Origin of the sequence: Microbispora sp. H10836, from assembly GCF_012999525.1 — a bacterium.
Classification (GTDB): domain Bacteria; phylum Actinomycetota; class Actinomycetes; order Streptosporangiales; family Streptosporangiaceae; genus Microbispora.
Genome location: NZ_JABBWU010000028.1, coordinates 1 through 22,646, shown reverse-complemented (window position 1 = coordinate 22,646; position 22,646 = coordinate 1). Strand labels below are relative to the sequence as shown.

The window sequence follows — 22,646 nt, the reverse complement described above, 5'->3', positions numbered from 1 at the left end:
GCTCTTCACCTGAGAAACCCTGCGTGTGGCACACGCACGCGCCCATGGCCCGTAAAGTTGCCCATGACTGAAAGTGGTGACACCGGCGTGACCATTGTGTCAGGATCGACGCCCCCGCCCGAGGGCGAGCGGCATCTCTCCCGGCAACTGTCCAACCGGCACATCCAGCTCATCGCGATCGGCGGTGCGATCGGAACCGGCCTGTTCATGGGGTCAGGTAAGACGATCTCGCTGGCCGGGCCCTCGGTGATCTTCGTTTACATGATCATCGGCGTGATGCTGTTCTTCGTGATGCGGGCGATGGGCGAGCTGCTGCTGTCCAACCTGCGCTACAAGTCCTTCGCCGACTTCGCGGCCGACCTGCTCGGCCCGTGGGCGGGCTTCTTCACCGGCTGGACCTACTGGTTCTGCTGGATCGTCACAGGCGTCGCCGACGTCATCGCGATCGCCGGGTACGTGTCGTACTGGTGGCACGACATCACGCTGTGGATACCGGCGCTGGCCGCGGTCGTCGTGCTGATCGCCTTGAACCTGCCCACCGTGAAGGCGTTCGGTGAAACCGAGTTCTGGTTCGCGCTGATCAAGATCGTCGCGATCGTGGCGCTGATCGTCGTCGGGCTCGGCATGGTGTTCAGCCAATTCCAGGCGCGCGGGGGCGCCGCCGCGAGCTTCTCCAACCTCTGGAACGACGGAGGCTTCTTCCCGACCGGCCCCATGGGATTCGTCGCGGGTTTCCAGATCGCGACCTTCGCCTTCGTCGGCATCGAACTGGTCGGCACCACCGCGGCCGAGGCGAAGAACCCGGAACGGAACCTGCCCAAGGCGATCAACTCGATCCCGGTGCGTGTGATGCTGTTCTACGTGGTCGCCCTGGTCGTGATCATCTCGGTCACGCCCTGGCGCGAGATCAGCGCGGACCGCAGCCCGTTCGTCGTGATGTTCACCCTCGCCGGTCTCGGCGCCGCCGCCTCGTTGATCAACTTCGTCGTGCTGACCTCGGCCGCCTCGTCAGCGAACTCGGGCATCTACTCCACCTCGCGGATGGTCTACGGGCTGGCCCAGGAGGGCGACGCCCCGGCGCGATTCGGCCGGCTCACCTCCAGGAAGGTCCCGGCCAACGCCCTGTTCCTGTCCGGGGTGTTCCTGCTCGCCGGTGTGGTCATGCTCGCCATGGGCAACTCGATCATCGAGGCATTCACCTTGGTGACCACCGTCTCCGCCGTGCTGTTCATGTTCGTCTGGTCGATCATCCTGATCAGCTACATCGTGTACCGCAAGCGCCGTCCTCGCCTGCACGAGGCGTCGACGTTCAAGATGCCCGGCGGCATCGCCGTGTGCTACGTCGTGCTCGCGTTCTTCGTGTTCCTCATCTGGGCGCTGACCCAGAAGCCCGACACGCTGCAGGCACTGCTGGTGACCCCGGTGTGGTTCGTCATCCTCGGCCTCGCATGGGCAGTGCTCCGCCGTCGCCCCCGCCGTCTCGCCCATGAGGCTGCCGTCCGCTCCGAACCCGAAGCCGAGCATCAGGACTAGACATCGCGGCCATCGAGTCCGTAGACCGGTACGGAAGGCGAGCGGCGTCCCGGAAGACGGGGACGCCGCTCGCTTCCGGGAAGTGCGACCACTCGCGGCGGAGACCGATGGTGGTGGCAGGCCGGCGCAGCCGCTCGTTGGCGGAGATCTCCCGCCAGGTCGGTCGCCTGGACGTCTCGCCGACCAGGAGCAACGGGCGCGAGCTTTCGCGGTCGCTGCGCGGCGCTCTCCGCCTCCAGAAAGTAAGCCGGCAGGTGGGACCGTACCTCTTCGACCGCCGTTTTCAGCCCGGCTCCGGCCCCGCACATGTCCAATACGAGAAACAGGTTGCGGAACCGGTCCTGGGCGTCCAGATCGGCGAGCGACCGCAGCAGGTCGGCCATGGTGAGCGCCGTCGAGGCCCGGTTGCGGTGCGAGCCGACGGTGTGGGCATAGAAGCGGCGCTCGCCTTCGGCCGTCTGCTTGGCCTCACCGTGCCCGGTCACGTAGACCGCGAGGATGTCGTCGGGTCTCTTGGTCGCGAGCCAGGCGCGGAAGTCGTCCTGCGCATCCCTCGCCGAAGGGTCGCGGGTGACGTGGTGATGGCGACGGGGATAGCCGCTCCGACAACACGCGCACGGTCGCGGGCGCGCGCAGGTAGCTGTGGGCGCTGTGTGCCCATGCCCGGAAAGGAGCCGCCTCGTCGATCAGCGGCGGGCCGAAGACGTCCCGGAGCTGCTTGGGCCAGGCGATCGGGTCGTGGCGGCTCGCCACGTTCACCCACTGCTCGCACGTGCCGGGGAAGGCGGGGGAGGGACGGAGCCGCCGGGCGATCGGGTACGACCCCAGCGGGGAACCGAGTGTCAGGAACAGGCAGCCCGCCCCGACGTGAGCGGATGCGGGTGTGTGCAACCACTCGTAGGCGACGACCGACCCCATCGAGTGCCCGATGAGCACCGTCACGGGATCGCTTCCCGCGACGGCGTCGTAAACCAGCTCGAAGGAGAATCGCGAAGTGACCGCACCCGATTCGGCGAGACCCCGCTCGATGGTCCCGCGCCAGGTCGCCGCCACGTCGGACGCCCCGCGACGGTGCTGGTTTACACCGTGAACACCGATGACCCGCATTCGCACCCCTCCGCGTCCGGAAAACGCTGGTTGTCCGCGACCACCCCCGCCCCTACGGCACCCCGCCTGCTCGCGTGCCGGCGGGCGGGGACGTGGTCGCCCCCGCCCGTAGTGCGGGATGAGGATCACGTGGCTCCGCGACGCCGCCGGGACCCGCGCGGGGGAGTGGCGGCGCGGTCGAGGCCGGGAGACCCGCTCATTCGTCCAGGGCCGTGAGCGCCTCGGAGATGCGGCGCCGGTAGTCGTCCTGTCCGGCGCGGTTGGGATGGAACGTCCCGCTCACACCCCTCTGTCCGAGCCCGGACTCCGAGAGGGTGACCACCCATTTCGCGGCGGGGGAGGCGCAGTATCCGTGCGGCAGGAAATCGGACGCGGGCCCGCCGACGTAGGTCCAACCGTTGCGGGCCGCGGCGGCCCGCACCACGTCGTTCAGTTTCGTGACGACCTCGGCCTCCGCCCACCTGGACTCGTCCGCGGACCAGAACGGGAGGATCGTGCAGTAGCGGCCCTGCTCATCGTGCAAGGGGTTGAAGTATTCGGTGAGATAGACCGGCCCGTTCGGGGTGAGCTTCTCCTTCAGCTCGCCGGCGAGCCTGTTGTAGCTATTGGAAAGCTTCGTCAGGGCGTTCGGCAGCTTGCGTGCGGCCTTGCTCCCGGCGCAGTGCGTCGGCAGGAAGCACGCTTCCGCCACATCCTGGAAGCCGATGTCGTTGGCGCCCACCGACAGCAGTACGGCGTCGGGAGTCCTCGTCCCCACCAGTTCGTGTGCCTTGTCGACCTGCGCGGGGAGCGGATCCCGCTTCTCCGCGCCGCGCGGGTCGATCCCGGTCCACCCGCCGATCAGCCCATCCTCGATCGTCGCGCCTGAGCAGGCGAGGTCGACGAAGGTCACCGAGCTGCGCGGATCGGACTTCTCCATCTCGAGCGCGGCCTGGAACCCGCCCGCGGCGGCCGAGCGGTGACAGCGGCGGTCGATCCAGGGCGGGTTGCCCTCGCCCGCGGCCACCGAGTCGCCCAGCGACACGATGAGCCTGTCGTCTATCTCGATGGTCCGGGCGCCGGACGAGACCGTGCGGCCGGCGACGGCGGCGGTGACCTCGACGGCCTGCGGCCCCTCCGAGGGGAAATCCGCCGGCAACTCGCAGGTGCCGGTGCCGGACCGGGTGACATCGCCGTACCGCAGGGTGTAGGTGAGCGACGGATCGCACACCGCTCCGCCGGGGAAGGCCACCTTCACCGTGGCCGGGTAGGCGTGGGGGGTGACCTGCCCGATCGTCGTCGCGGGCTCGCCGGTGAACCGGTCGGGCACCGTCCAGTCCAGCTCCAGCGGCTTGGCGCAGCCGGCGCCGTCGACCGGATACCCGGGGTAGGAGTCCGGGCAGCGATCGTCGCTGTCGGGCACTCCGTCGCCGTCCGCGTCGAGGTCCGGATCGGGGCTGGGGGACGGGACCGGGCCGGGGAGCGGGATCGGGCCGGCGGAGTAGGAGTCACCGGCGCCCGTGGACCCGGAGTTGTCCAGGACCACGACCAGGCGCTCGGTGCCCCTGCCGTCGCCGAGCACGACCGTGCTGCCGTCGGGGAAGCTCTGGGTGTAGGGCATCGGCAGGGTGAATGTCGCGGTGCCCGACCCGGAGGAGTCCGTGGTGAGGCCCGCGCCGCTCACGCGCAGGGCGTTGTCCGAGTAGCAGCCGGGCGCCTCCTCCCACGCTTCCACGGAGAAGGCGTGCGAGGGGTACTGGGTGTCGTCGACCTGCACGGTGACCTTGAGCGCGGTGTCGGAACGCTCGAGGGTCACCGTGCCGGCGGCCTCGTTCTGCGGTTTGCCGTCACAGCCGATGGCGCCCACGCGGTACAGCGTGGCGGTGGCCGTCGTCACCGCGGCGTTCCCGGCGGCGGCCGGCATCAGTGTGGCCGTGGCGGTCACCACGGCCACCACGAAGGCCCGAATCCGATGTCTCATGCGCCTTCCCTTCTCGGCGAGGAGTAAGGCGAGTAAACGGGTGGGGAACGGTGTGACGGAAGTCGGTTTTTCGACTGACAGCCGAACGGGGGTCATGCGGCGAACCGGCGGGATTACGCATGCTAGAAAGGCATACAACTGCATCAATCGCAAAGATGGTGGTATAGGTGATAATTCATACGAATCTACCGAGTGATATTCCGGTCGGGATTCGCACCACCATTGCTGGAATATTCCATGTCGCCGGCCGTAAGATGAGGTCGCACGCTGTGCATATGCCTCGTACGCGGATGGTCGCCGCATGGCTTTCGATTGGCGTATTTTCCGGACAAGCCACCGCAATCCCGCGGGTTCGGAGCTGGACCGGATCACCGCGTACTGCGGCGGGGCGATGCGCGGTGTCGTCGGAGTGGTCGCCGCGGCCGCCGGACTTCTGGGCGCCGCGCCGCCGGTGTCCTTCGCCTGGCTGGGCCCGGCGATCGCGATCGAGCTGGCCTGGACCGCGGTGTTCGTCTGGGCGGCACTGCGCCGCCGTCGGCTGGCCTCCTGGCCGATGGCCTGCGACATCGCCGTCACCATCGCGCTGTGCCTCACCCAGGCTCACCTGGTATCGAACGACGCGTTGCCGGGCGGGGCGAGCTGGGTCGCCGCGGTGACCACCATGACCATCGTCTGCGCCAACTTCACCTGGAGGCCGCACCTCGGCGTGCCGGCCGGCGGCGTCGTGGCGTTGGCCTATCTGGCCGGCGTGGGGCTCGCCGGTGCCACCGACGGCATCGTGACCGCGGGCATCCACCTGGTTCAGATCACCGCGACCGCCACGCTGATGACGCTGCTGCGCACACAGTCCGCCGTGGCCGACGACGAGCTGGGCAGGCTCCGGAACGTCCAGCAGGCCGAGATCGTACGACGGGAGCGCCGCGCCGACGAACGCGCGCAGAACCGCCGCGTGCACGACACCGCCCTGGCCACGCTCACCGTCATCGGCACCGGCGGGATCGAGAAGACCTCCCTGGTGCTGCGCGACCGGGCGGCGGCCGATCTCGCGGACCTGGAGCACATGGCGGCCACCGCCCAGCCACCGGCCGGGCCGGTCCTGCTCGACGAGCGGCTGCGTGCGCTGATCGCGCGCAGCGGCCTGCGGATCAAGGCCGAGCTGACGCGGTGTACGGTGCCGTGGGAGGTCGGCGAGGCGTTCGCCGGGGCCGCGGCCGAGGCGCTGGGCAACGTGGCCCGCCACGCCGGGGTGGACACGGCGTTGCTGCGGATGACCGTCGCCCCGGACGAGGTTCTCGTCGAGGTCGTCGACGAAGGACGCGGCTTCGACCCCGGCCGCGTGCCGCCGCACAGGTACGGCCTGCGTGAATCGATCGAAGGCCGAATGCGGGGGGTGGACGGGAGCACGGAGATCACCTCCGGCCCGGGCGGCACCCGCGTGGCCCTCGGGTGGCGGCCGTGACCGGAGACCCGGCGGCCTACGTCGCCGGGCGGTACGAGCGGGGCAGCGTCGTCGCCGCGCTGGTGATCGCCGCCTGCTGGCACGTCGGGTACGACCTGACCGCCCTGGTCGTCAACTGGTCCGTCTACCGCTGGCCCGCCGCCGTGGCGGGTTCCTGGCTCGCCTACGTCGTCATAGGCGTGGTGGCCGCCCACGCGCTGCTTCGCACCAGGCGGACGCCGGGCGCCGTGTGGGGCTTCGCGGGTGCCGCGCTGGGCATCGACGTGATAGTGCTCGCCGCCTGCCCCGCCGGCGAGGTGCTCGGGCCGGGCGACTGGTCCTGGGGTTCCATCGGCTGGCTCGGCGTCCTGCTGTTCTGGTGGCGCCGCGGCCCGCACGAGCTGATCGTCTTCCTGGTGCTCAACGGAGTCGTCATGTTGACCGGCATGGCGCTGAACGGGGTCCTCGACCGCATCTCGCTCGCCAGGTTCCTGATGGTGCTCGTCGGAAGCGTCACGCTGCAGCTCGGCTACAGCGTGGCGACGCACGCCCTGACCTCGGCCGCCCAGCGCGCGGCGCAGTTGTCCGCCGCCCGCGCGGAAGCCGACGCGGCGCGCCAGGCCGCCGAGCAGGTGCACGCCGACCGGCTGGGCAGGTACGCGCAGGTGCGCAAGGCCGCCGCCGAGTTGCTCGCCGCTCTGGCGGACGGGGCCGACCCCGCCGACCCGGTCCTGCGCCGCGAGTGCGCGACCGGAGCGGCGTGGCTGCGCCGGCTCATCGCCGAGACGGACGACGTACCCGACCCGCTCGTGCACGCGCTGCGCGCCTGCGCCTATGACGCCGAACGGCGCGGTGTCGTGGTGTCGCTGCTGCCCCGCGGCACCGTGCCGGAACTCCCCCTGGACACGCGTCGCGCTCTCACCGAGGCCCCGCTGGAGGCGTTGAGCAGGGCGCGCAGCGAGGCTCGCGTCACGGTGTTCGGGGGTGCCGGCGAAGTGGTGGTCAGCGTGGTCGCCGACGCCGACGACTTCCCCATACGCCGGATCGAGGGCATCAGGGTCACCGAACATCGGGAAGGAGAAGTGCTGTGGATCGAGAGCCGCTGGCCCGACCGGTGACGGTCGCGGTGGTGGACGACCACCCGATCGCCAGGGACGGCATCCGCACCTGGCTGTCGCGCGATCCTCTGGGTCGGGCGGAGTTGATAGCCAGCGGCGCGACCATCGAATCCGTCCTGCGGGGGCCGGGCGCGACGGCGGACGTCCTGCTGCTGGACCTCGAACTGCACGGTGTGATGGTGATCGACCGCATCGCCGAACTGTGCGCCGAAGGCCGGCGCGTCGTCGTCTATTCAGGGCACGAGGATCCGGAGACGATCCTGGCCGTGCTGGACGCCGGAGCCTCGACCTTCATCGCCAAGAGTGAGAACGAACAGCACTGCGTGGACACGATCGTGACCGTCGCGACCGACCGGCCCTATGTCCCGCCCATGATGGCGGGGGCGTTCCTGTCCGACGCCCGCCCGCAGCGGCCACGGCTATCGGAGCGCGAGCGAGAGGCTCTGCTGCTGTGGTTCCAGTCCATGTCCAAGGCGTCGGTGGCCCGGCGCATGGGGCTGACCGAGGCGACGGTGCGCCAGTACATCGACCGGGTGCGCGTGAAGTACGCCAAGATCGGCCGTCCGGCGCCGAGCAAGGCGGCGCTGCTGGCGCGCGCGATCGAGGACGGCCTGATCCAGGCGCATGAGATTCAGGAGTACCGCTCCTTCGCCGCCGATCCCGAATCGGCTCCGTGACCACGACCCATTCATGACCCCCGTTCGGCTGATGACCGAACGGGGGTCATGCGGCGTATCGCCCTGCCATTCATGCTGAAAAGCACAGACCCCGGATCGCCGGCGTGGCTCACCCACGACGGCGCCGGAAACCCGGGTGTCGCATTTCCTTGAAACGGAGGGGCGCACAGGTGTCCGTGGCAGGCGTTCGCCTTCGCACATCGGTGGATGTGAAGGCTCGTTCGTGTACTTACCTGGTGAATGAAATCAACCGGATCTTCTACGAGGCGATCCAAGCCGGCGGACTCGATCCCAGCGAGTACGCGAACAATCAGGAGACCGTCGAAGCCGGCCTGCGTACCTGGCTGACCACGCGTCATCTCGAGACGGCCTATCTCGAGATCTTCGACCCCGCCACCGGGCGGGTGGCGACGCGGATCGATCTGAACATCGCGTATTCCGGGACCGGAGAGGAGGCCTACCACACGGCGATCGAGGAGGTCAGGGCCGCGATCAGCCAGGCGGGGAAGCTCGCCGGATGCCGATACCGGGTGGTGGTCACGACCAGTCCGGGTGCGGCCCCGGTGAAGGGGTGGGAACCCACCGATCTCCAGAGCGTGGACCACCTCAAGCAACACGACGTCGGAAAGGTCATCGAGACGGCGGCCAACTCGGCCGGCATGTCCGTCTGGTACTGACCGCCGATCCCGCGGCCCCGCCCCGATGCGGTGGCGCCGGGCCTTCGCCGGACGAAAGCAGAAGACCCTCGGAGCCGGTAATGCTCGTGAAGTACAGAATCTCGGAGTCCGCTCACGCTGTCGAACTTCCCGATTCCGACGACCTCGCCGTTCTCTGCGCACAGGCGGAGGAGCGGATCAAGCAGGATCACCCGGAGCTGGCACAGCGGGGGTTCCTGACCGAGCGGATCGTGGACGGACTGCTCAACAGCCTCGCCGCGAACGCGACCGAAATCGACCTTGGCGACCTGGCCGCGGATTCCGCTCGGCCGGGGACCCGACCCGTATCTCCGTGAGAAAGACGTAGCCGATGCCTCCCGTTGCACGTGACAGATTCTTCGACGTCTATCGGTTCCCCGACGCGGCCGGCGAGTTCATCGCCGACTGGTCCGCGGTGATCGTCCCCGGGGAGATCAAGACGACGCTGCTCTCCTACGCGACCACGCTGCGGCGTCTGGAGAAGGCGCCGCCCACCGCTCTGGCCCTGCGCAGGGCCGTGCTCCTCTACGGCCCTCCCGGTTGCGGGAAGACGAGCCTCGCCAGGGGGTTGCCCGCGGTGTGGGGCGCGATCGAGAGAGAGACCACCGGCTTCGTCCACATCAACACGCACGCGCTGTTCAGCGGTGTCCGGGGCGAGGGGCAGAAGAACGTGCTGGCGACCTTCGACAAGATCTCCGACCTGGCCTCGCACGGACGGCCGCTGTTCGTTCTGGTCGACGAGGTGGAGACCCTCGCGTCGGATCGTTCCAGCATCAGCATGGAGGCCAATCCGCTGGACGCGCTCTACCAGGTGACCGCGTTTCTGGAATCCCTGGATCGCTGCGCGCGGGAGCGCCCGAACGTCACCCTCGTGTTCACCACGAACATTCCCAGGGCGATCGACCGGGCCGTGCGGGAGCGCGCCGACTTCGTCCTGGAGATCCCGCTCCCGAGCAGGGAGCACCGGTCCCTCATCCTCGCCGACGCGATCCGGGCGATGGCGGTCGCCTTCGACGTCGGTGACCTGCTCGCCGAGGCGGAGGACCGCGACTCCGAGGGCTGGTCGCGGGTGCTCGACGCCACCGAAGGGCTGTCCGGGCGGGCGCTGCGCCACCTGCTGGTGATCGCGGCGACGTCGGCCGCGGGGGAGCGCGTGCTGCGGGCCGGCCACCTCCGCGGGGCGGTCGAGCAGGTGACCCTGGCCGAGGCCGGGCTGGTGCGCAGCCGAGGGATGTACGTCGAGAGCTACCAGGAGAAGGGGGCGGCGAAGTGAACGTGACGCGATCGGTGTCGGCCGGTCCGACGCGCTCGGTGGAGCAGACCTGTGCTCGCCTCGCCAAATTCACCGAGGAGATCCTCCTCGCCTACGGTCACCCGGGCGCTCGCCTGGCACGCGCGAGGTTCACAGCCGTCCTCCCGCTGCTGCGCTTCCTGCTCACCACACGCACGTTCGCGGATCCGGCGCTGACGGTGTCCACGGCGGAGCTGCACGTGGACATCCGCGTCGAACACGATCCCAGCGCCGGCGAGGACCTGTCCGTCCCCATCATCGGGTTGCTGGCCGCGCCCGGACCGCAGGCCCCCGTGATGATCACGATCCACGGAGTGAGGGAGGTCACCGGCGAGCTCCGCAGGGCGATGGCCGCGGCATCGGGAGACGGCTTCGTGTTCGCCTTCGCGGTGCGGGGGACGCGGCCGGCTCCGGTCATCGCGGGCCTGGACGGGCCGGCGAAGGTGACCGGCGAGAGCATCGCCGAGCGGGTGAGCGAAGAGTTCGAAAACGCCCTCGCCGGGTTGGGCAGATTCAATCTCGCGATCTTCGGCAAGACGGGCGTGGGCAAGTCGACCTTGGTCAACGCCATCTTCGGGGAGGATCTCGCCGAGACGGGCGTGGGCGCCGCCGTGACCAAGCAGCTGACGCTGTACAGCAGGCCGGACGGCATCCTCCGCGTCTACGACTCACGGGGCTTCGAGACGGGCGAGTCGCGGGAGCAGATCCTGGACGAGGTGGCGAAGCAGGTCGCCAAGACCCGCGTGGGCAACGTGGACGATTACATTCACGTCGTCTGGTACGCGGTCCGAGCCGCCGACCGGCGGCTGGAGGAGGGCCAGGAGGAGATCATTCGCCATCTGGCGGGCCTCGGGCTTCCGGTGCTGCTGGTGCTGACCCAGACTCCTCTCGTGAACGGCCGGCCCGACTCCAAGACGCTGGAGTTCGCGAGAAGCATCCAGGACCGCCACCTGCCGCTCTCGCCCCCCGGGCAGGTCTTCCTCACCAACGCGCAGGCCGACCAGCTTCTGCCGTACGTGCACGGCCTCGACGAGTTGCTGACCGCGACCTTTCACGTCGTGCCGGAGGCCGCCCGGTCGGCCCTCGTCGCCGCTCAGCGGATCGACCTGTCCCGGAAGAGGGAGAAGGCCCTCCGGGTAGTCCGCAGTTCGGTGGCCGCCGCGGCCACGATCGGCGCCAGCCCGATCCCGTTCTCCGACTCGGTTCTGCTCGTGCCCAACGAGATCCAGATGATCGCGCGGATCACCGCGGCGTACGGCCTGGGCGCGCAGCTCAGCACGGTCAGCGGGGCGGTCGCGGCGTTTCTCAACGGCATCCTCTCCCAGGTGGGCGCCTCCGTCGCGGGCAACCTGCTGAAGCTCGTCCCCGGTGCCGGATCGATCATCGGCGGCGCCGTCAACGCGGCGACCGCGAGCTCGGTGACCTGGGCGCTCGGGCGTTCCTGGATGGCGCTGTGCGAGACGGCAGTCGAGAACAGCGAACATCTCGAGGAGCTTCTCGGCTCTCCCCAGACGATGAAACTGCTGGAGTTGGGTTTCAGGGAATTCTGGGACAAGCGCAACCAGCGCGACGGATTCTGAACCGGCTCAGTGAGGTCCATCCTCCCCAGATGAACGTCTCGGCCGTGTCGATGACGGTGATCTCGATGAGGCCGTGGACGCAGAAGTGATCGAAAGTGATCCACCGTCCGCGGCCGCGGGGGCCGTGGACGGCGGGTTCTGCTCACCTCGATCCGGGAACGACTCCGCACAGGTAGGTGGACTCCTCCAGCAGTTTGGGTTTGCCACCGGATCAGCTCGTCAAGCGTCACGCGAGAGCGGTCTTCGACCCGCGCGCCGAGCCGGGTCAGCAGTTCCTCGGGCTGGTGCCCACGGCGAAACCGGCGGCTTTTCAATCCTCGGATTCGTTTCGATGAATCCACTGTCTCTGTACAAGAGTTTCGGCATACGGTGTTGATCCCTAGTGGGGTCTTCAGTCAAGGTGGGGGCGCCCGTGGCCAGGAGCCGCCGCGCAAAGCGTGACAAGACGCTGCGCACCGCCGCGAATTCGGACACCGCGCGGGACACCGCGGACACGTCGCGGCCGGGCACGGAGGCGGAATCGGCCGGGCGGGGAGTTTGGAAGGCGGTGCTGGCATGGGTGGCCGGGATCGCCGGAGCCGTGATCGTGGCCGCGGTGGGCGTGATGTTCACCACCTGGTTCAATGAGCACGGATCGGACGCGATCGACCGGATCGGCGGCGCTCCCGCTATGAAGGTTCCCCACGTGGAAGTCCACTACGGCAGCAAGGACCTAGCCCTGCGGGAGACGGTGACCGACCCCAGGGACCGGGCCGTCCTGCTGGGGAGCGCCGACCTGGGGCATGACGCGTTGCTGGAACGCCATCATGCCGCCCCGGTCGGACAGATGGATGTCACCGTGGTCCTGGAGGGCAACCGCAGCAGCCTCCGCGTCGCCGACATCAAGCCGCGTGTCCTCACCCGGAAACCGGTATCGGACGGTGCCTATCTGATCGCCGTCACTGCCGGCGAGGCCGACACCATCGAGATCGCGGCGGATCTCGACAGGCCCGACCCCCACTTCACCACGGGTGACAAGCCGCGCACGTCGTACTTCTCGACCAAGCAGATCGACCTGAAGCAGGACGAGCGGGTCACATTGAGCCTCTCGATCACCGGCCGGAAGGCCTACTACGAGTTCGACCTCGTCGCCACCGTGGTGACGGAAGGTCGCGCCGAGCAGATGGTGATCAAGACGCCGGGCGGGGCCCCGTTCCGGCTGACCGGTCGCGCCGCCGACTACCGCTCCTTCTATATCGCCTCCCCGAACGGCGGTTGGATGCAAGCCTCCCGTGGCGCGGTCTGCGCCGAGTTTCCCAAGGCCAGGCGGTGCTGACCCGGCGGGCCCTGCGCGCTTTGGGGGGCCTGTCGGTGATGGCCCTGCTGGCGTACCTGGCCGTGGTGGCCGACACGCCGCGCCTCCTTCAGGTCCCCGTAGGCTGGCGGGCCGTTTGGTCGGTGGCCGCCGACCTGGACCCTGAAGACGTCGTGGGGCACGCACACCCCAAGGTGTCCGATCACGCCCTGGTGGTGGCGACCCGTCCAGGCGCGATAGCGGTCCACAACCCGCAGACCGGTGATCTCCGGTACACGATCGCCCCGGATCCCACGCTTCCCCGGATCGCCGGCATGTGGATCGCCACCGGGACGCTCGTCGTGTCCAGAGCGGTGCCCGACCGGGATGACCGCGTCCTGTCCGGCTACAACCTGGCCACCGGCGCCGCGCTGTGGCAGCGTACGGTCGCCATATCGGGGGACGATCCAACGAAGACCGGACACGTCGGCACCTACACAGGGCCGGACGTTCTGGTGAACCGGCGGGACATCGTGGTCTTCCAGCGGTCGTCCGAGCCCATCGAAATGCAGGTTCTCGATCCCAGGACCGGGACGACCAGGGCGCGCATGACCTATCCGCGGCGCTGCGATCTGGACGCCACAGTCGCTGAGCGGTCGGTGGTCCTCCTCGATTACTGCGAGGGCGGCGGGCTGCGTCTCGCGTCGATGGACCCTGCCACCCTGCGGCCTCGGTGGACGCGCGAACTGCCGTCCCCGGTGAACGAGTCACGGCTCACCGACCTGCTGCATCGTGTGACGATCGACGCGGAGGGGTTCGTCCACGTCAGGATCGAGGGCACCGCGTCCATCTACACGCCGGACGGCCGGCTCCTCACCACCGCCAACGAGGCCTTTCTGGTTCCACAGACTCCCGGCTCCCGTCAGCAGGCGAGGGGCGTCGATCCGGTCACCGGCCGCGTCCGCTGGACCCGGCCCTCGTATTTCGAGTCGTCCACCGTCGTAGCCAGGGGACGGTCCGTCTATTTATCCGACGGGTGGCCGAGTCCCGTATTCCTGATCTCTCTGGACGCAGGCACCGGCGACCTCAACGGATTCCCCCTCGACATCCCCCACAGGTCCCAGCCCGCCCTTCTGGGCACGACCGACGACCTGGCCCTCGTCTATGTTCCGGCCGGTGACCACGATGGCAGCGGCCGCGTCACCGCTTACCGGATGGCGTACGGCGCTTCCGCCGGGCCTGCTTCGCTCGGCGGCATCGAACCGGGCGCCTGGCCGGATGCCTGCGCTCTTCTGACCGACGGCGACCTGAAAGTCATCGCGGACGGCTACTTCGCCAGTCCGCATGCCCGGGTTCTGGGGGATGTGGCGCTCCCGAATCCCGCGGCATGCGACTGGATTCCGTCCGTTGACGAGGGCGTCACCGTGTCGGCTTCCATCATGTGGGTGGCCTCCTCGAACGGCGACGCGCAGAAGCTGTTCGCCGACGAGGTGGCCCTGGCGAAGCAGCGGGACACATTCGATCCGACCAGCGAGAGCTCTCAGATTTTCCAGTACACCGAAGGCTCGCCGGCGGGCGCTCTCGGTGCGGCGCTCGTCAACGTGGGTCCGGTCATCGTCAAGCTCACGGCCACCTCGCGACTGGCGGTGCGACTCCTCGCTCCGCTGCTGCGGGACAACCTGCTGGCCCGCTACCCGCAGCGGGCCGGTGCCTCGGTGGCAGCCCCCGCATCGAGAGTCCGCTGGAGTTATCCGACGGACAACGGCATCCACTCCAGCGCGGTGGTGTCCGCCGGTGTCGTCTACGTCGCCAGCGGCGGCCGGGTGTACGCGCTGGACGCCGTCACGGGAAAGGCCCTCTGGAGCCACCCCGCCGCCGACGACACCATGCTGGTGTCCGGCGGCGTCGTGTATGTCGCCGGCTTCGACGGCCGGGTGTACGCGCTGGACGCCGTCACCGGGAAGGAGCGTTGGAGCCCCCGGATCGACGAGTCCGTCCTCTCTGTCCCGGTGGTGTCCGGTGGCATGGTGTACGTCGGCAGTAAGAACAACCCCGCCGCCAGCAGGGACTACTCCGTGTACGCGCTGGACGCCGTCACCGGGAAGGTGCGCTGGAGTCACCGGATCGACGCGCCCGTCTTCTCCGACCCCGTGGTGTCGGGCGGTGTGGTGTACGTCGGCTGTGAGGACGGCCGGGTGTACGCGCTGGACGCCGCCTCCGGCGAGGTGCGGTGGAGTCGCCGGGTGGGCGGCTGGGTCGCTTCTCTGGTGGTGTCGGGCGGCACGGTATACGCCGGCAGCTTCGACAACTCGGTGTACGCGTTCGACGCCGCCTCTGGAAAGGTGCGGTGGAGTTACCGCACCAACGATGCGGTCGAGGCCCCTCCGGCGGTGTCCGGCGGCATGGTGTACGTCGGCAGCAGGGACAACTCGCTGTACGCGTTGGACGCCGTCACCGGGGAGGTGCGGTGGAGTTACTGGATCGGTGGCTGGGTCAGCGCTCCGGTGGTGTCCGATGGTGTGGTGTATGTCGGCAGCAGGGACAACTCGGTGTACGCGTTGGACGCCGCCACCGGGAAGGAGCGGTGGAGTTACTGGACCGATGGCTGGGCCAGCGCTCCGGTGGTCTCCGGCGGTGTGGTGTACGTCTCCAGCTGGGACGACTCGGTGTACGCGCTGGACGCCGCCTCCGGGAAGGTGCGGTGGAGTTACCGCACCGGCGGTGCGGTCGGCGCCCCTCCGGTGGTGTCCGGCGGCATGGTGTACGTCGGCGGCTGGGACGGCAACGTGTACGCGTTGGACGCGCGATGACCCGGATACGACCGCGCCACCGCGAGCGGCATGGCTGACTGAATGGCACGTCCGTCCCCCCCGGCAGAGCGTCAAGCCGGCGCGAAGACGTCGACCGGGGCGGGCCGGGTGCGGCTGGGCGGAAGGTCAGTCCCGCGTGGTGATGCCCTCCAGCACCAGCTCGAGGAAGCGGGCGCTGCCGTCCCGGTCCGGGGTCGCCTGTTCGCGCACCCAGGCGGCGCCGCTGAGGAGGTCGAACAGCTCGTCGGGGGTCAGATCGGGCCGCACCCTGCCGGCCGCCTGGGCGGTGCGCAGCAGGTCCGCGCCGCCGCGGTGCATGGCGCTGCACATGGTGTGGGAGGGCGTGCCCTCGTCGTACATGCTCTGCGCGAGGATGCCCACCAGGCCGCGGAAGGTGCTGAAGTGGACCACCGCCTCACGCATCCAGGTGATCAGCGCGTCGAGCGGGTCCGGCCCGGCGGCCAGCCGTTCGGCGTGGGCGACGAGGTTCTCCAGGCCGTCCCGGGTCGCGGCCTCCACGAGCGAGGCCCGCGTGGGGAAGTGCCGGTAGAGCGTGCCGATCGCCACCCCGGCCTGGCTCGCGATGTCCTCCAGGGATGCGTCGGCGCCGGCGCCCTCGAACGCCTTACGGGCCGCGGCCAGGATCGCGTCGTAGTTGCGCCGGCCGTCGGCCCGCTTGGGGCGCTGGGCGATGTAGGGCTTGCCGTCCACCGGTACCTCCCGCTTGACATCCTGAGGATGCCTCAGCTTGAATCCCCTTACGCAACCTGAGATGACCTCAGTATAAATGCGCCCGCTAACCTGAGGGTGCCTCACTCTCGGCTCTTTCGGCGAACCGTGGAGGTTCCATGACCACCGAACGTGTCTCCGGCGACGTCTCGGCGGACGTGTCACGGGCCGGCCGCGCCCGGGCCCTTGTGCTCGCGGCGATCGTGGGGGCGGAGTTCATGCTCCAGCTCGACGGCACGATCGTGAACGTCGCGCTCCCGGCCCTCCAGTCCGACCTCCACCTGTCGGTGGCCGGGGGATCGTGGGTGCCGAACGGCTTCTTCCTCGCCTTCGGCGGCCTCCTGCTGTTCGCCGGCCGCCTCGGCGACGTGCTCGGGCACCGCAGGGTCTTCCTCTCCGGGATCGGGCTGGTCGTGGTGGCCTCCCTGGTCGCCGGGCTCGCACCTAACCTGGAGGTGCTGCTCGCCGGCCGCGTCCTGCAGGGCGCGGGCGCGGCGATCGCCGGTCCCACCGGGCTGGCGCTGCTGGCGATCGTCTTCCAGGGGGAGCGGCAGCAGCGGGCCTTCGGTCTCTACTCCACGGTGACCGGGCTCGGCGCCTCCGCCGGCATGGTGCTCGGCGGCGTGCTCACGTGGGCGGGGGACTGGCGCTGGAGCCTGCTGGTGAACGTGCCCATCGGCCTGGTCGTCATCGCGGTCGCCGCCCGGGCCCTCGGCCTGCGGGACGAGGCGACCCGGTCCCGCCCGCGCGGCCTGCCCAGTGTTTCCGGTATGTGCAGCGCGCTGCTCAGCACCGCCACCCTCGCCGCCGCCGTGTACGGCCTCGTGCACGCGGCGGAGAAGGGCTGGGGCGACCGCTGGACGCTGGCCGCCCTCGGCGCCGCGGTCGTGCTGGCCTTGGTTTTCCTGCTGGTGGACCGGCGGGCCGCCGAGCCGCTGCTGCCCCTGGCCGTCTTCGCCGGTCGCGAGAGGGCCGGCGTCTTCCTCGCCCTGCTGCTGCTCGCGGCCGTGCTCACGAGCTTCCTGATCTACCTGGTCCAGTACCTCCAGGGTGTGCTGCGCCTCACCGCGTTGCAGAGCGGCCTGGCCATCCTGCCCTTCGGCCTGGCGCTGCTCGTCAGCACCCAGATCCTCACCAAGCGCATCGCCGGGATCGGTCTCAAGACGCGTGCCGTGGCCGGCCTGCTCGTGGTGCTGGCCGGGGTCGCCTGGCTGACCCGCCTCGACGGCGGCGGCACCTACGTCGGCGGCGTGCTCCCGGGCCTCGTCGTCATGGGGCTCGGCGTCGGCGTGGCGATCATCCCGTTCAACATGATCGTGCTGACCACCGCGCCGAAGGAGTACGCCGGGGTCACCGCGGGGGTGCTGCAGACGGCGCTCACGATCGGCGGCTCGTTCGGCCTGGCCGTGATGCTGATCCCGCTCACGCAGGGCACGGGTGGTCTCGCCGAGACCATTTCGGCGGTGTTCCTCTGGGCCTGCGGCGCCCTGGTGATCGCCCTGCTCGTCGCGCTGGTCTTCTGGTACCGCCCCGGCTCGCGGTGGCACTGAGATCGGTCTCCGTGCTGACACGGATCAATTCCAGTCGCCGGCGAGCCTAACTTGAGTGCCTGGCCCGCGAAGGAGGAGACGATGCGTACGTCGCGGAAGATCACGGCGGCCGTCACGATGGTCCTGGCCGCTGTCTCGGTGGCCTCGCCCTCGGCGTCGGCGGATGCCCGTGCCGAGACCGCCGCCGCATACAAGTACCGCGCCCATCACGACGTGAGCGTCCAACGGGTGTGGGACAGGGTCCCCACGAAGGCCTCGGGGTTACGTCCGGTGGTTCTCACGGTCGGACGGCAGAGCGTACAGGAGAGATGGGCCATGTTCTCGGACAACAGGCCCGGGCCGGATTGGCACCTGACCGTGACGGCCAGGGGGGAGGCCGCCTACCAGGGAGCGTTCGACAAGTTCACGGCGATGGGCTACCAGCCGACCATGGTGACCGCGACAGGCAGCGGACCCGACGCCACGTTCACCGCCATCTGGGAGAAGAAGGCGGGCAGGGGAACCGCACGCCACGGCATCGACGCCGGGCAGTTCAGCGCGGCCAATCTCAATGCGCGACGCGACGGTTACATCCCCGTCTCGGTCAACGTGTACGGAACGTCGTCCAGCCCGCGGATGGTCGCAGTTTGGGCGGAAAACCCCTCGCGTGTCTCCTGGAGCGTGACAACCTCTGTGCCTGCATCCGAATACCAGCGGGTCTTCGACGCACGGGTCAGCGCCGGATATCGGCCGTCCGCGATCGCGGTCGAACCTGGCGGACTGTCCTACACCACAATCTGGCGAAATGACAAGATCGGCCGCTGGTATGCCTTCCACGGGATGAGCGCCGCCCAGTATCAGGCGCGGTTCGACGAGATGACGGCCAAGGGGCTGTACCCGGCCTGGATCGACATGGAGAACGGCGTCTACGCCGCCATCTTCGGCGCCAGGTGACGATGGCGGCAGCCTCCGCGCATGGCGCGACGAAGTACGGCGAACAGCCCGACCGGCGGCTGACGGGCGTGCCCGGGCGGTGTGGTTGGCTGGATGTGCTGGTGAGGAGGGGAGGCCGCATGCGTATCGCCAACGTTTACCGTCCAATGGTGTTCGGCTGCCCGGTGAGCGCGAAGCTGCCCGAGGTGGCGCGCCAGATGACGGAGAAGAACATCGGCGCGCTCGCCGTGCTCGAGGCGGACCGGGTCACGGGAGTGATCACGGAACGGGACCTCGTGGGGGCGCTCGCCACATCCGCCGACCCTGCCGCGCTGAGCGCGGGGATGTGCGCGTCGTCGGACATCAAGACCGCGACCCTGGACGAGGACACGCGCGAGGTGGCCCGTCGCATGCTCGATTACGGCATCCGTCACATCCCGGTGGACCAGGACGGGCGCCTGATCGGCATGGTGTCGATGCGCGACCTTCTCGCGTTGGAGACACTCGCGCCTTAGCCGACGGCGTCTCCCTCACGTGAACGGAACGGGGCCCGTGTCAGGCGGGGCGGAGGAGGGCGACCAGGAAGCTCGAGTCGTCCCTGAACGGACGCAGGTCCCAGGTGGACAGCAGCAGGTCGGGTTCGAGCGCCGCGGCGGCCGCGTCCGCGAGGAACTCGCCGAACTCGTAGTCGCGGCCGGCGCCGAAGCCGATCGCGGCCCGGCCGTCCGGCGCGAGGTGCGCACGGAACCGTCTCAGCACCTCACGACGGGTGCTCGGCGCGAGGAACGTCATCACGTTCCCGGCGCAGACGACGGCGTCGAACGGTGTGCTGATGCCCCGCGCGGGAAGGTCGAGTTCGGCCAGGTCGCCGACGAGCCAGCGCGGCCCGGGGTGATCCTGCTCGGCGGCCTCGATCAGAGCCGGGTCGACGTCGACGCCCACGACATCGTGGCCGGCCTCGGCCAACGCGCCACCGACCCGGCCGGACCCGCAGCCGGCGTCGAGGATGCGGGCGCGGCGCGGCACCAGGGCGTCCACGAGGCGGGCTTCCCCGGCGAGATCGTCACCGGCGCGAGCCATGGAACGGAAGCGCTCGATGAACCAGGTGGAGTGATCGGGGTCCGCGGCGACCTTCTGCATCCAGATGCTCTGTTCAGCCATGCCTTCATTCTCCCGGGCTGGAGGAGAGGATGGGCGACCGGCGGACGAGGGCACTCCGCGACATCGTGTTCAGATGCGCTTCCTCGTCATCTCGGATCCTCGTCGGAGGGGCGGGACTGCAGGTGGGCCTGGATGGCTTCCATGACGGCCTGGGGGGAGGACGAGCGGCTGAAGGTGGCGACGACGACCTCGTCGCGCTCGTCCTGTGGCCGTTCGAGGTGGCGGAAGGTCGCGATGACGTACCCGAGGGCGTGGTCGAGGAGCCCTGAGGGGTCGTAGGTGCCGCCGGCGCGCAGCCAGCCGCGCAGGACCTGGTTGTGCGCCGCGACGACCGAGGCGGCCATGAGCTCGGCGCGCAGGTCGGCGTCGGGGGTCCCGGCCAGCCATTTGCCGATGAACTCGCGGAACAGCCGCTGGTAGCGGGCGACGCTGGCGTTCTCCCGGTCGCGGAGGGCGGGGACGCGGCCGACGAGGCGGTAGCGGCGCAGCGACACCTCGGCGTCCGCAACGTAATGCGCGAGCACGATGCGGACCGCGTCGGACACCGCGACGATCGCCGTGTCCGCGGTCGAGGCGCGCAGGCGGGCGTCCACCTGGGCGAGCAGCGTGTCGTGGTCGGGGAAGATGGCGTCCTCCTTCGACCGGTAGTAGCGGAAGAAGGTGCTGCGGCTCACCCCCGCGCGGGCCGCGATGTCGTCGACGGTGGTCTCGTCGTACCCGTTCTCGTCGAACAGGGCCACCGCCGCCTCGGCGAGGCGGTGGCTGATGGGCGGTGTGGCCATGGGGCCATTGTCGCGGACCCCGGGCTTGCCCACGGTCGCGAGACTGAGTATCGTCATGGTGAAACTCAGTCCTATCGCCGAATGTGGTGATCGATGGAACCGCATGGCACCGCGGCCAGCCTCAGCCGGCTCGAAGAGCGTCTGGACGAGGCGGTCCGCGCCGCCGAGAAACGGGCGGCCGGCAAGCAGCACGCCAAGGGCAGACTCACGGCCCGCGAGCGGATCGAGCGGCTGCTCGACCCCGGGTCGTTCGTCGAGCTGGATGCCCTGGCCGTGCATCGCAGCATGTCGTTCGGCATGGAACGCACCCGCGTGCCCGGCGACGGCGTGGTCACCGGCCATGGGACGGTCGGCGGCCGCCCGGTCTGCGTCTTCTCCCAGGACTTCTCCGTGTTCGGCGGGAGCCTGGGTGAGGTGTACGGCGAGAAGATCTGCAAGGTCATGGACCTGGCGGTGAAGATCGGGGCACCGATCGTCGGCATCAACGAGGGCGCGGGCGCGCGCATCCAGGAGGGCGTCGTCTCGCTCGGCCTGTACGGCGAGATCTTCCGCCGCAACGTGCACGCCTCGGGCGTCATCCCGCAGATCTCCCTGATCATGGGGGCCTGCGCGGGCGGGCACGTCTACTCCCCGGCCCTGACCGACTTCACGATCATGGTGGACGAGGCGTCCCACATGTTCGTCACCGGGCCGGACGTCATCAAGACGGTGACCGGTGAGGACGTGACCTTCGAGGAGCTGGGCGGTGCCCGCGTGCACAACAGCCGCAGCGGCAACGCCCACTACCTCGCCGAGGACGAGGACGACGCGCTGGACTACGTCCGCGTGCTGCTGTCGTACCTGCCGGGCAACAACCTCGACGACCCGCCGTCCACCGGGTTCGAGGCGGATCTGGAGATCGACGAGGGGGACCGGGCCCTCGACACGCTGATCCCCGATTCGCCGAACCAGCCGTACGACATGCACGAGGTCATCGCCGCCCTGCTGGACGACGGCGAGTTCCTGGAGGTGCAGGCGCTGTTCGCGCCGAACATCCTGGTCGGCTTCGGCCGCATCGAGGGGCGTTCCGTGGGCGTCGTCGCCAACCAGCCGATGAGCTTCGCCGGCACGCTCGACATCGCCGCCTCCGAGAAGGCCGCCCGGTTCGTGCGCACCTGCGACGCGTTCGGCATCCCGGTGCTGACGCTGGTGGACGTGCCGGGCTTCCTGCCCGGCACCGACCAGGAGTGGAACGGCATCATCCGGCGCGGCGCCAAGCTGCTGTACGCCTACGCCGAGGCGACCGTGCCGCTGGTCACGGTCATCACCCGCAAGGCGTACGGCGGGGCCTACGACGTCATGGGGTCCAAGCACCTCGGCGCGGATGTCAACCTGGCCTGGCCCACCGCGCAGATCGCCGTCATGGGCGCGCAGGGCGCGGTGAACATCCTGCACCGCAGGACGCTGGCCGAGGCCGACGACCCCGACGCACTGCGGGCCGAGCTGGTGCGTGAGTACGAGGACACCCTCGCCACGCCATACCTGGCGGCCGAACGCGGCTACGTCGACGCGGTGATCGCGCCCCGCGAGACCCGGCGTGAGGTCGTGCGCGCGTTGCGGATGCTGCGCGGCAAACGGGCCGCCCTGCCGCCCAAGAAGCACGGGAACATCCCGCTGTGAACGGGTTCCAGGTCATACCAGGGTTTCAAGTGATACAGGGCGCCCCGTCGCCCGAGGAACTGGCCGCGCTGGCCGTGGCGCTGCTCGCGGCGCGGCAGACCGGCCCGGCCGCGCCGTCGGCATCCTCCGGCTGGTGCGTTCTGGCGCGGCGGCACGCGATGCGCCGCCCGCTCGCGACCGGCCCGCAGGGGTGGCGGGAGTCGAGATGGAGTCTTGGAGGACGTCTGTGAGCACAACCATCCGGAAGGTCCTGATCGCCAACCGCGGTGAGATCGCCGTACGGATCGCCCGGGCGTGCGGGGACGCCGGCCTCGCCAGTGTGGCGGTCTACGCCGACCAGGACCTGGACGCGCTGCACGTGCGGGTGGCCG

At 69.6% G+C, this 22,646-nt stretch carries 23 protein-coding genes; 16 read left to right on the top strand and 7 right to left on the bottom strand.

Going from position 1 to position 22,646, the window contains the following annotated elements; all coding sequences use genetic code 11:
- The first annotated feature begins 87 nt into the window (after positions 1-87).
- Entirely contained in the window at positions 88-1,533 is a 1,446-nt protein-coding gene (gene cycA, locus HHX30_RS35615; RefSeq protein WP_211593164.1) for a D-serine/D-alanine/glycine transporter, read from the top strand.
- On the opposite strand, the gene HHX30_RS35610 is transcribed toward cycA, so the two are convergent.
- The 3 genes from HHX30_RS35610 to HHX30_RS42985 all read right to left on the bottom strand — a co-directional run bounded on the left by HHX30_RS35610 (position 1,530) and on the right by HHX30_RS42985 (position 4,600).
- Positions 1,530-2,018, bottom strand: coding sequence for a hypothetical protein (locus HHX30_RS35610; RefSeq protein WP_169987949.1), 489 nt, complete (start codon positions 2,016-2,018; stop codon positions 1,530-1,532). The two genes, cycA and HHX30_RS35610, sit on opposite strands and share 4 nt — an antisense overlap.
- Positions 2,002-2,586, bottom strand: coding sequence for an alpha/beta fold hydrolase (locus HHX30_RS35605; RefSeq protein WP_169987947.1), 585 nt, complete (start codon positions 2,584-2,586; stop codon positions 2,002-2,004). Before HHX30_RS35605 ends, HHX30_RS35610 begins: the two co-directional genes overlap by 17 nt.
- A 250-nt stretch (positions 2,587-2,836) precedes the next feature.
- Positions 2,837-4,600 carry an SGNH/GDSL hydrolase family protein gene (locus tag HHX30_RS42985; protein WP_169987945.1) on the bottom strand — a complete coding sequence of 588 codons (1,764 nt, stop codon included), beginning with the start codon at positions 4,598-4,600 and terminating at the stop codon, positions 2,837-2,839.
- A gap of 301 nt (positions 4,601-4,901) precedes the next feature.
- Here HHX30_RS42985 and HHX30_RS35595 point away from each other — a divergent pair, with 301 nt between their 5' ends.
- From HHX30_RS35595 to HHX30_RS35565, 7 genes are all read left to right on the top strand, one after another.
- Positions 4,902-6,059, top strand: coding sequence for a sensor histidine kinase (locus HHX30_RS35595; RefSeq protein WP_169987942.1), 1,158 nt, complete (start codon positions 4,902-4,904; stop codon positions 6,057-6,059).
- Positions 6,056-7,156: a hypothetical protein gene (locus HHX30_RS35590; RefSeq protein WP_169987940.1), complete on the top strand. Its 1,101-nt coding sequence runs from the start codon at positions 6,056-6,058 to the stop codon at positions 7,154-7,156. Before HHX30_RS35595 ends, HHX30_RS35590 begins: the two co-directional genes overlap by 4 nt.
- 11 nt (positions 7,157-7,167) lie before the next feature.
- Positions 7,168-7,833 carry a response regulator transcription factor gene (locus HHX30_RS35585; protein WP_311923001.1) on the top strand — a complete coding sequence of 222 codons (666 nt, stop codon included), beginning with the start codon at positions 7,168-7,170 and terminating at the stop codon, positions 7,831-7,833.
- Positions 7,834-7,937: 104 nt separating this feature from the next.
- Entirely contained in the window at positions 7,938-8,510 is a 573-nt protein-coding gene (locus HHX30_RS35580) for a hypothetical protein (RefSeq protein ID WP_310742311.1), read from the top strand.
- A gap of 86 nt (positions 8,511-8,596) precedes the next feature.
- Positions 8,597-8,845: a hypothetical protein gene (locus HHX30_RS35575; protein WP_169987934.1), complete on the top strand. Its 249-nt coding sequence runs from the start codon at positions 8,597-8,599 to the stop codon at positions 8,843-8,845.
- Between the two features lie 14 nt (positions 8,846-8,859).
- Positions 8,860-9,801: an AAA family ATPase gene (locus tag HHX30_RS35570; protein ID WP_169987932.1), complete on the top strand. Its 942-nt coding sequence runs from the start codon at positions 8,860-8,862 to the stop codon at positions 9,799-9,801.
- Complete coding sequence (locus HHX30_RS35565; protein WP_169987930.1) at positions 9,798-11,399, top strand: GTPase; 1,602 nt, start codon at positions 9,798-9,800, stop codon at positions 11,397-11,399. Before HHX30_RS35570 ends, HHX30_RS35565 begins: the two co-directional genes overlap by 4 nt.
- On the opposite strand, the gene HHX30_RS43865 is transcribed toward HHX30_RS35565, so the two are convergent.
- A complete protein-coding gene (locus HHX30_RS43865) occupies positions 11,356-11,451 on the bottom strand; it encodes a hypothetical protein (protein ID WP_396706501.1) in 96 nt (31 codons plus the stop codon). The genes HHX30_RS35565 and HHX30_RS43865 overlap by 44 nt on opposite strands.
- Before the next feature lie 360 nt (positions 11,452-11,811).
- Between HHX30_RS43865 and HHX30_RS35555 the strand changes: the two genes are divergently transcribed.
- Positions 11,812-12,714, top strand: coding sequence for a hypothetical protein (locus HHX30_RS35555; RefSeq protein ID WP_169987928.1), 903 nt, complete (start codon positions 11,812-11,814; stop codon positions 12,712-12,714).
- On the top strand, positions 12,708-15,482 hold the full coding sequence (locus tag HHX30_RS35550) for a PQQ-binding-like beta-propeller repeat protein (RefSeq protein WP_169987926.1): 2,775 nt from the start codon (positions 12,708-12,710) through the stop codon (positions 15,480-15,482). The genes HHX30_RS35555 and HHX30_RS35550 overlap by 7 nt, the downstream gene beginning before the upstream one ends.
- A gap of 126 nt (positions 15,483-15,608) precedes the next feature.
- Here HHX30_RS35550 and HHX30_RS35545 read toward each other — a convergent pair whose 3' ends face one another.
- A complete protein-coding gene (locus HHX30_RS35545) occupies positions 15,609-16,193 on the bottom strand; it encodes a TetR/AcrR family transcriptional regulator (protein ID WP_169987924.1) in 585 nt (194 codons plus the stop codon).
- 137 nt (positions 16,194-16,330) lie between these two features.
- Here HHX30_RS35545 and HHX30_RS35540 point away from each other — a divergent pair, with 137 nt between their 5' ends.
- The 3 genes from HHX30_RS35540 (at position 16,331) to HHX30_RS35530 (ending at position 19,188) form a co-directional block, all read left to right on the top strand.
- Positions 16,331-17,761: an MFS transporter gene (locus HHX30_RS35540; RefSeq protein WP_169987922.1), complete on the top strand. Its 1,431-nt coding sequence runs from the start codon at positions 16,331-16,333 to the stop codon at positions 17,759-17,761.
- A gap of 81 nt (positions 17,762-17,842) precedes the next feature.
- Positions 17,843-18,694: a hypothetical protein gene (locus HHX30_RS35535; protein WP_169987920.1), complete on the top strand. Its 852-nt coding sequence runs from the start codon at positions 17,843-17,845 to the stop codon at positions 18,692-18,694.
- A gap of 2 nt (positions 18,695-18,696) precedes the next feature.
- Positions 18,697-19,188 carry a cyclic nucleotide-binding/CBS domain-containing protein gene (locus HHX30_RS35530; protein ID WP_249350790.1) on the top strand — a complete coding sequence of 164 codons (492 nt, stop codon included), beginning with the start codon at positions 18,697-18,699 and terminating at the stop codon, positions 19,186-19,188.
- Positions 19,189-19,228: 40 nt separating this feature from the next.
- On the opposite strand, the gene HHX30_RS35525 is transcribed toward HHX30_RS35530, so the two are convergent.
- Both HHX30_RS35525 and HHX30_RS35520 read right to left on the bottom strand, forming a co-directional pair.
- The gene (locus HHX30_RS35525; protein WP_169987916.1) at positions 19,229-19,834 is read right to left on the bottom strand and encodes a bifunctional 2-polyprenyl-6-hydroxyphenol methylase/3-demethylubiquinol 3-O-methyltransferase UbiG; all 606 of its coding nucleotides are present in this window, start codon (positions 19,832-19,834) and stop codon (positions 19,229-19,231) included.
- Positions 19,835-19,920: 86 nt separating this feature from the next.
- Positions 19,921-20,673: a TetR family transcriptional regulator gene (locus tag HHX30_RS35520; RefSeq protein ID WP_249350789.1), complete on the bottom strand. Its 753-nt coding sequence runs from the start codon at positions 20,671-20,673 to the stop codon at positions 19,921-19,923.
- Positions 20,674-20,709: 36 nt separating this feature from the next.
- Between HHX30_RS35520 and HHX30_RS35515 the strand changes: the two genes are divergently transcribed.
- From HHX30_RS35515 to HHX30_RS35505, 3 genes are all read left to right on the top strand, one after another.
- On the top strand, positions 20,710-22,275 hold the full coding sequence (locus HHX30_RS35515) for an acyl-CoA carboxylase subunit beta (protein ID WP_169987914.1): 1,566 nt from the start codon (positions 20,710-20,712) through the stop codon (positions 22,273-22,275).
- A gap of 29 nt (positions 22,276-22,304) precedes the next feature.
- Positions 22,305-22,505 carry an acyl-CoA carboxylase epsilon subunit gene (locus HHX30_RS35510; protein WP_311923000.1) on the top strand — a complete coding sequence of 67 codons (201 nt, stop codon included), beginning with the start codon at positions 22,305-22,307 and terminating at the stop codon, positions 22,503-22,505.
- Positions 22,506-22,513: 8 nt separating this feature from the next.
- The coding region (locus HHX30_RS35505) for a biotin carboxylase N-terminal domain-containing protein (protein WP_169988096.1) at positions 22,514-22,646 on the top strand (133 nt) is incomplete at its 3' end.